This window comes from Geitlerinema sp. PCC 9228 (genome assembly GCF_001870905.1).
Taxonomy (GTDB): Bacteria; Cyanobacteriota; Cyanobacteriia; order Cyanobacteriales; family PCC-9228; genus PCC-9228.
In genome coordinates this window covers 71987-78776 of sequence record NZ_LNDC01000101.1, presented here as the reverse complement: position 1 = coordinate 78776, position 6790 = coordinate 71987, and the positions used below count along the sequence as shown (strand labels likewise).

General features: G+C 46.2%; 5 protein-coding genes. 2 read left to right on the top strand and 3 right to left on the bottom strand.

Annotated features, from left to right (window positions below; genetic code table 11):
• Positions 1–458 precede the first annotated feature (458 nt).
• Positions 459–896 carry a peroxiredoxin gene (locus tag AS151_RS10300; RefSeq protein ID WP_071516967.1) on the bottom strand — a complete coding sequence of 146 codons (438 nt, stop codon included), beginning with the start codon at positions 894–896 and terminating at the stop codon, positions 459–461.
• 156 nt (positions 897–1052) lie between these two features.
• On the bottom strand, positions 1053–1373 hold the full coding sequence (locus AS151_RS10295; RefSeq protein WP_071516966.1) for a TMEM14 family protein: 321 nt from the start codon (positions 1371–1373) through the stop codon (positions 1053–1055).
• Between the two features lie 184 nt (positions 1374–1557).
• Between AS151_RS10295 and AS151_RS10290 the strand changes: the two genes are divergently transcribed.
• Both AS151_RS10290 and AS151_RS10285 read left to right on the top strand, forming a co-directional pair.
• Positions 1558–2868, top strand: a complete 1311-nt coding sequence (locus AS151_RS10290; RefSeq protein WP_071516965.1) for an ATP-binding protein — start codon at positions 1558–1560, stop codon at positions 2866–2868.
• Between the two features lie 100 nt (positions 2869–2968).
• Positions 2969–5683, top strand: a complete 2715-nt coding sequence (locus AS151_RS10285; protein ID WP_071516964.1) for an S-layer family protein — start codon at positions 2969–2971, stop codon at positions 5681–5683.
• Between the two features lie 305 nt (positions 5684–5988).
• On the opposite strand, the gene AS151_RS10280 is transcribed toward AS151_RS10285, so the two are convergent.
• The gene (locus AS151_RS10280; protein WP_071516963.1) at positions 5989–6582 is read right to left on the bottom strand and encodes a transposase; all 594 of its coding nucleotides are present in this window, start codon (positions 6580–6582) and stop codon (positions 5989–5991) included.
• Between the last annotated feature and the right edge of the window lie 208 nt (positions 6583–6790).

Sequence of the window (6790 nt, the reverse complement as noted above, 5' to 3'; positions counted from 1 at the left end):
AATAATTGGAAAATTGGCGAGTTGCGATCGCTTTTCTAACCCAACTAGACAAGTAACGAAAATAATTAAAAAATTAGTAGGGTGTGCCCTGTCCACCCGATAAAACGAAAATGATTGGAAAATTAGCGAGTCGCGATCGCACCAAATTAGAGTTTTTGCTAGATTTGGGGTGTATATTTTAGACAAGTAGGGTGGGCAATGCCCACCCTACAAAATGAAAATAATTGGAAAATTAGCAAGTCGCGATCGCACCAAATTAGAGTTTTTGCTAGATTTGGGGTGTATATCTTAGGGGTTACTAGAAGCGGATTTGATATTACTAGAAACCTAAAGAAATTCTAGCACAAAAAACTCCCGCCCCATCAAGAGCGCAACGCGTTGCACCCCTACTGGTACGGGAGATCGAATCTGTTTTTTTATTGTTTTAAGGAACGATACACCAATCTCTAGAATGGTCTTTATTGACCAGCGGCACTCAAGATATCTTGAGCGTGAGATTCGGTGTTGACTTTGTCGTCTACGTAAACGATTTTTCCATTACCGTCGATAATATAGGTGACCCGCTTGGAATAGCCACCGCCGTCTACATCGTAGGCTTTGGTAATTTCACCATCTGGGTCGGCAAGGAGAGTGAAAGGCAAACCATATTTTTCGGCAAACATTTTATGGGATGCTTCGTCATCCATGCTAACCCCGAGAACGACCATTTCTTTGTCTTGGAATAGCTGGTAGCTGTCACGGAAGCTTTGTGCTTCTTTGGTGCAACCGGGGGTGTCGTCTTTGGGATAGAAATACAGAACGACATTTTTGCCGGCAAAGTCGGATAGGGAAACAGTGTTGCCGTTGGAATCTTTGGCGGTAAAGTTGGGTGCTTGCGTACCGACGGATAGGGTCATAAAGAGCTTCTCCTTGCTTGCTACGTGTTGTCGTTTGCGGCTACTTTAGCAGTTGGAAGGCTTTGGAAACATTTTTATTGCCTTCCCTTAAAAGTAAATTAACAAATCTCAATCTATTTTCCCACGGTTAGAGGGAATAGCGATCGCTTATCGGTTTCATCCCGAGGTGGGAAATTGGGTTCCCATCACCACCAAGGTGACGATTCCCGCCACCAGCATCAAACCTGCCGGCATAAATTTGCGGGTTTTCACCAGGCGAATGGCAAACACCACCACCAAAGCAGCGGTAACGACAATGGCAAAAAGCAATCCCCCGGAAACTTGCATAGCTTGCATAATGGCAGCCGCTAGCAGCAAAATGCCGCTAATGGTTCCCGAAATTAACGAAGGTTTGCTTTTGACTTTGATATAGCCAAAAATACCGCCAGCGAGGGCAAGAATTCCGTAGGCAAGGGTAGCAATCAGGGTAGGATTCATAGGCGATACGAGGAACTTTTTCCTTCCAAATCTTTATATAACCAAAGAAAGATAAACCAACTTTGGGAAACTTTTCTCGTCATACCAAATATTGGTACCTTTCGATAGGATGGCAGCAGGAGCCGGTCGCGATCGCAAAGAATCGTTTACAATTGCCCTTTAAGATGTTCGGATTGTCTTTTCTATGAACAACCCAGCTTTGGAATCCAGCCGCTATCTCCAACGCCAAGCCGCTTCCCTGTTGCTGTATCAAGAGGTATTGGCTGATGAAATCGGTCAAGCTTTCTTACAATTATTAAAAGCGATCGCACAAGGAACCCCCACCCATTTCGAGGCATTACAAGCCTATGGCAGGTGGTTTCACGCTTTGGCGACTGCCGGCAAAAGTTGGGAAGAAAATTTGCTCGATCGCTTGCTGGCGGCGGAAAATCCATTTACCCAACAGGCACAGCAACACGATTTTGACGACCTGTCACCTTCTTTGGTAGCCGCTGCCAAACAGGATTTGCAAGTTTTGCAATACTTATATAACTGCGATGGGGAAAAATTGGGGCAGTGGGTGCAAACCGCATACAATCTCACCATGCCACCGGTGGTGTATCAAAATTCCCCAACCCAAATTCCCGAATACCAGCAGTCAATACGCGAAACCCTCATCAACGCTTCTGATTGGGGAGAAACCGTGCCAACGGTGGCAGCATATTACCGCCAGTATGGCACGGGGATATTTGCTCAATATCGAGCGTTACGTTGGGAGTCAGGAGAATTTCAAGGCATCCCACACCCCGACCCCGTTACGTTGGCGGATTTGGTGGGATACGAGTTCCCCAAACAAAGATTAATTCAAAATACGGAATTTCTGCTGGCGGGATATGCGGCTTTGCATGTTATTTTGTACGGCAGTCGCGGTTCTGGGAAGTCTTCGTTGGTGAAAGCGTTGGCTAATGAATACGGCGATCGCGGTTTGCGGTTAATAGAAGTTCCCAAGGCTGATTTAAATGATTTGCCGGCGATTGTGAATCGGTTGTGGGGATGTCCGCAGAAATTTATTATTTTTGTAGACGACCTCTCCTTTGAAGAAGATGACGATGCGTTTAAGGCGTTGAAGGTGGTTTTGGAAGGGAGTTTGCACGCTAGACCGCAGAATGTGGTGGTGTATGCTACATCCAATCGCCGCCATTTGGTGAGAGAATTTTTTGGCGATCGCCCCAAACCGTCTTCCCAAGAAATTCATGCCTGGGATACGCAAGAAGAGAAGTTATCCTTTAGCGATCGCTTTGGGTTGACCCTCACGTTTGAACCCGCCGATCGAGATACTTATTTGGAAATTGTCCGCAATTTAGCCAAGCAAGCCGGACTGGCGATCGCTACAGAGGATTTGGAATCCCGTGCTTTGCAGTGGGCAACCCAGCACAACGGACGTTCCGGGCGTACGGCTAGGCAATTTATTGATTTTCTGCAAGCGGAATTGGCTAGCAAAGCTTATTCAACGTGAAAAATGGTCGCAGCGATCGCGGAGGACTTCTGACCAATGGCACCAGCAAATGTTATAATGGGATAGAGAATTTGCTTGGTTGATTCCAAGCTCGGGGTGTATGCCACAAATCAATCCCAGGTATACCATCTGGGGAATAGCTGCGGTTTTGTGTTGTTGGCCGGTAGAAGCGATCGCACAAATGGTTCCCGACCGTACGCTTCCCCACAACTCTAGCGTAGCCGTTGAGGGCAATATTTTCCACATCCAAAACGGCACCCGAGCTGGCAACAATCTCTTTCACAGCTTCCAAAAATTTAACGTACCGCCAGAAGCGATCGCGGCTTTTGAAAATGCCCCCGAAATCCGCAATATTTTTACCCGCATCACCGGAAACACCCCATCGCAAATCGACGGTACCCTACAAAATAACGGCACAGCCAACTTATTCCTTATCAATCCCAACGGCATTGCCTTCGGGGAAAACGCTCGTTTGGACATCGGTGGTTCTTTTCTAGCCAGTACCGCCGCCAGCATAACTTTTGCCGACAAAACCCAATTTTCTACCACCGTTTCCTCTCCCTCTTCCTTACTTTCTATCAGCGTTCCCACCGGCTTGCAATACGGTTCTCAAGCAGGAAATATTACCAATGCCTCCCAAACCGGACTGCAAGTGCCCCAGCAACAAAGTTTAATCTTGGCAGGCAGCAATCTAGTGAGTAACGGCGGTCATCTACAAGCACCGCAAGGACGCATCGAACTGGCGGCTGTGGGCAATAACGCTCGTGTCAACTTACAATCCGTTTCTTCAGGTTGGCATTTAACTTACGAGAACGTTCCCGAATTTGGTCAACTGCTGTATTCCCAACAGTCAGTAGCAGATGCCAGTGGTGCGGGAGGCGGTACAATTTTCCTACGCGGCGGCGATGTAACCCTAACGGAAGGGTCTTCGCTGGTAGCCGATACCTTAGCAAACGGCACCGGTGGCGGTATTTTCATCGATGCCAATCATCTGCAAGTGAGAGAAGGTGCTTTTCTTTCCGCTTCCACCCTGGGTACGGGTACAGGCGGCAATATTGTTTTGAACGCTACCGATAGAATCGATATCGCAGGAACTGGTGACTTTCAAGAAATTGGATTGAAACTTTTTCGACAGCAATTTACTAGAGATGATATTCGCGATGGTGTTTTTACGACAAGTTTTGCTGCTGGAAAAGCTGGAGATATTCGCCTGCAAAGCGAAAATATCAAAGTAAGTAACGGAAGTTGGGTATCGGCTTCTACGTTTGCCACTGGCGAAGGCGGTTCGTTGCAAGTTCGTGCGACGGATTCGGTGGAAGTGGTGCAATCTTCGATACTAACAGGCACTTCTGGTAGCCGTCGTTCGGGAAATTTGGAGATTTCTGCTTCAACTCTGCGGATTCTAGATGGCGGTGTTGTAACCACAATTACTTTAGGTGAAGGAGATGGAGGAAACATAATCGTTGATGCTTGGGAGTCAATAGACATTATTGCTAGAAATCAAATAGAGATGGTAAATCATTCTCCTGTGTTTTCTGTTAGTTTTGGATTAAGTACTTTATTAGCTGTCACAGTCAGTTCGGGGAATGCTGGCGATTTGTCAATTTCCACGAAAAATCTATCACTTTACAATGGGGGACAAATTCTTGCTGAAGCACGAGGTTCTGGTAACGGTGGCGATATCGATATTGATGCGACGGAGATGGTTGTTCGCGGTACAGCTATTAATATGAACGACGATCCTATAAAGAATCAGTGGGAAGCGCCTTCTGTAGTTAGTGTTGAATCGCTAACTTCAGGAAATGCTGGCAATCTCACAATTGATACAGAAAGTCTAATCCTTGAGGAGGGAGCTTCGATTCGTGCTCGAACTACCGATACAGGCAATGGTGGTACGTTAGAAGTTCGTGCAAGTGAGTTTATAGATATCAGCGGTTTTGCTTCTGATGGTTTTTCCTATAGTGGTTTATTTGCAGGTGCTTCGGTAAGTAGATCTTCGACAACTGCACCGAAAGGGAATGCCGGTAGTGTATTCGTTGAAACACCCAGTCTAAGGTTACGCGATGGCGGAAGAATTAGTGTGGTCAGTGTTGGTTTGGGAGATGCTGGCGATGTAGAAATTTATGCCGATGGCGTTCGCTTGGATGGTGGTATCATTAAGGCACGCACGCAAGTTGGTGCTTCTGGAAATATTAGCGTGCGATCGCATCAAATCTACTTACAAGGAAACTCGCGTCTGAACACTGACAGCCAAGCGACTACTGGCGGTAACATTTTTTTGGATACCGACGTTTTGGTGGCGAAAGAAAATAGCGACATTACCGCCAATGCTGTTGCAGGTTTTGGTGGTCGCGTGGAAGTCAACGCTGAAGGCATTTTCGGTACTCAGTTTCGCCAGCAAACAACTCCCAACAGCGACATCACTGCCACTTCCGAACGAGGACCAGCTTTTAGCGGTACTGTGGAAATTAATACTCCCGACCTCAATCTTGCAGAAAGCATGTTTGTTACCACCATCGAACCATTGCCAACTCTTCCCCAAAATCCTTGTGCCATTGCTGGTCAAGACACGGGATTTATCTATACCAGACGCGGCGGCATGCCACCTACTCCTAGGGAAAGGGTCAATCAAGATGCCACTCCCAGCGAATCCCCCCAGCGAATTGTGGAAGCACAGGGATGGGTGAAGTCTGCTGATGGTACGATTCGACTAACGGCGGATACCCATCGGGTGATTCCTTATGGTACTTGGTTGAAACCGCCACCGGCTTGTGGTATTGATGAAAGTTTATCTCCAAGCGATCGCTCGTGGTGATGGTACTATAAATCAGGAATGGTTTTGGAGGTTTTTAGAAAAAAGCGATCGCGTTTGGGAGATGGAATTTTAAAGAGATTCCCACGGTATGGGGGAGGGGCAGGCACGGGGGCGCTGCCCCTACCGGGATTTGTCGTTTTTGTGGTTTTGCTTGGCGGAGGGGATTTCTATGGTCTGGGGGAGGGGTAGGCACGGGGGCGCTGCCCCTACCGGGATTTGTCGTTTTTGTGGTTTTGCTTGGCGGAGTTTCAAAGAACGAGGGAAATGTATGAAATAATAGTAAGAATTTATAGAAATTGCGACTTCTAAAAAAAATCCGGTTGCGGATGGTATTGTTCCCAATGTTCTGATTCCTGTTCCCAAGCCAATGGATTATTATTAATATATTCACGAATTTTATTTAAAGAATGACGGTTGCGAACAATAACTTCGTAATAATTGCGTTGCCACAATCGTTTCACAAAAGGTGGCCAATTTTTATCCTGAACCCCATAACGATATTTTGTTGTAGTAAGCGATTTAAACCGATGCACTACATCACCTAATGCCATCGATTTTTCCATAGGGGCAATCTCGGTGTGGTTGCTCTGGTTATCGGTATGGAAATTCGATCGCGGAGGATTAGAATTCTCTGTTAATACGATGATTCCGTGGATATGATTGGGCATAATCACAAATGCATCAGTTTCAACCCCCGGATACATTATGGGAATTTCATTCCATACCTTGTGAACCATCTGACCTGCTTCACTGAGATACAACTGACCATTTTTAATCTTTCCCAACAGTAGCAGCCCTTGGTTGATACAAATCGTAACAAAATAAGCACCTGGTTGCGAATAATCGTATCCTTTTAAACGGATAGAACGGCGTTTGTGGATATTGGGATCGTATTTCATCGCAGTCAATGCTGTTAAAAAACCATTTTTTCTATTATAATCGTCCTTGGTTGAACAGAAAATACTTGTTTTTCGGTAATGTTGCTTTTTGTAAATTAGATATGTAGCGATCGCTTTTCTCCGGCCTTCCAAAACAAATTTTTGCCATAATCAAGCCACATCAAAACCACAAATTCCGTAGGGGCAACCCCCCGTGGTTGCCCCCTTC

Excerpts from the sequence above, each read along its gene's own strand:
- AS151_RS10295 (WP_071516966.1), bottom strand. The coding sequence starts at position 1,373 with ATGAATCCTACCCTGATTGCTACCCTTGCCTACGGAATTCTTGCCCTC.
- AS151_RS10285 (WP_071516964.1), top strand. The coding sequence starts at position 2,969 with ATGCCACAAATCAATCCCAGGTATACCATCTGGGGAATAGCTGCGGTT.
- AS151_RS10290 (WP_071516965.1), top strand. The coding sequence starts at position 1,558 with ATGAACAACCCAGCTTTGGAATCCAGCCGCTATCTCCAACGCCAAGCC.
- AS151_RS10300 (WP_071516967.1), bottom strand. The coding sequence starts at position 896 with ATGACCCTATCCGTCGGTACGCAAGCACCCAACTTTACCGCCAAAGAT.
- AS151_RS10280 (WP_071516963.1), bottom strand. The coding sequence starts at position 6,582 with ATGAAATACGATCCCAATATCCACAAACGCCGTTCTATCCGTTTAAAA.